1 protein-coding gene is annotated in these 1139 nt (G+C 43.5%); it reads right to left on the reverse strand.

What is annotated here, in order from left to right:
• Positions 1-159: 159 nt before the first annotated feature.
• A complete protein-coding gene (locus tag KS419_RS03690; protein ID WP_217064735.1) occupies positions 160-591 on the reverse strand; it encodes a cell wall hydrolase in 432 nt (143 codons plus the stop codon).
• Positions 592-1139 lie beyond the last annotated feature (548 nt).

Here is a 1139-nt window from a genome sequence, read left to right on the forward strand (position 1 = left end):
TACAAATAAAAGGAACTGAAAAAGTGGTTTTAAACTTTTTCAGTTGCTTCTTAATCGCTGCGGGGCACTTCGGAAGTGACAACCGAAGTCAAAGATCGGACTTCTAGTTGTCATTCCTGCACTGCCCTACGCTCGTGACCATAGGCGCTTGCGCTTTTCTTAATAAGTGCTATAAACGGATGAACATTCACTTTCTAGTGGAGAATAAAAGCAATGGAGCTTATATCGTCCTGTATTCCATTGTCCCCACCATTGGGCCGGACACGAACCTTCAGGCCGGAAGAACCATAAAGCAAAGTCTGCAGGATGATGCCGCTCCCCATTAACCAATCTCCTTGCTAACCGTTTATCTTTTTCTCGAGCGTGTTGATAGAAATAACTCTTCTGAACAGCTTCAAATCCTCCAGGAGACTGGAAAACCATTCGTTCCACATCATTAATATCGGTAAAATCAAGGCAGTCAGCACGAACTCGGTTCACCATGACGTTCCCGGCCTTAAGCATTCCAAGTTCTCCTTCCCCTTCCGCTTCCGCACGCATGAGTCGTCCTAAAAGGGCAATATCATTTTCACGAGCTTTTATGACAGCCACTAAAACACCCCCCTTAGAAGTTTTATTATGTGAAAAGCTAGCATAGGTGTTTAAGGAATCTATTACTGTCAATTATCTGCTACTGTTACTCGCTACAATCACTATTGTATGTGTATGTATGGATAGATTAAGCTATGACAGTTGGACATGGTTATTAATGGAAAAAAATTTAAACGATATTATCTTTTTATAAGGCTCTTTTCGCATAGATCGTTGTTTTCAAAGCAAAATTTTTGCTTGGATACACTACAGGCGGACGCTTTCATCACAGGCACAAGTGCGACAACTGCTCGTTCTTCGCTCTTTCTTCTTTGCCGCGGGCACGGCCTCAAAGAGGGTTACTTCGTCGAATCCACTGCGATTTGTTTCGACGGATACACTACAAAGCTTTACTAGTAGAGGAAGAAACAGTCTCGTTGGGGAACAAGTTGATGTCAGCTTCTGACCGAAATCCTTCTCGTGTTCCTCGTTCGGGAAGAACTTGAGACAACTTCTGACCGAAATCCTTCTCGGCCTCCCTGTTCGGGAAGAACTTGAGACAACTTCTG

This window comes from Evansella tamaricis (assembly GCF_019042215.1).
GTDB classification, from domain to species: domain Bacteria; phylum Bacillota; class Bacilli; order Bacillales; family Salisediminibacteriaceae; genus Evansella; species Evansella tamaricis.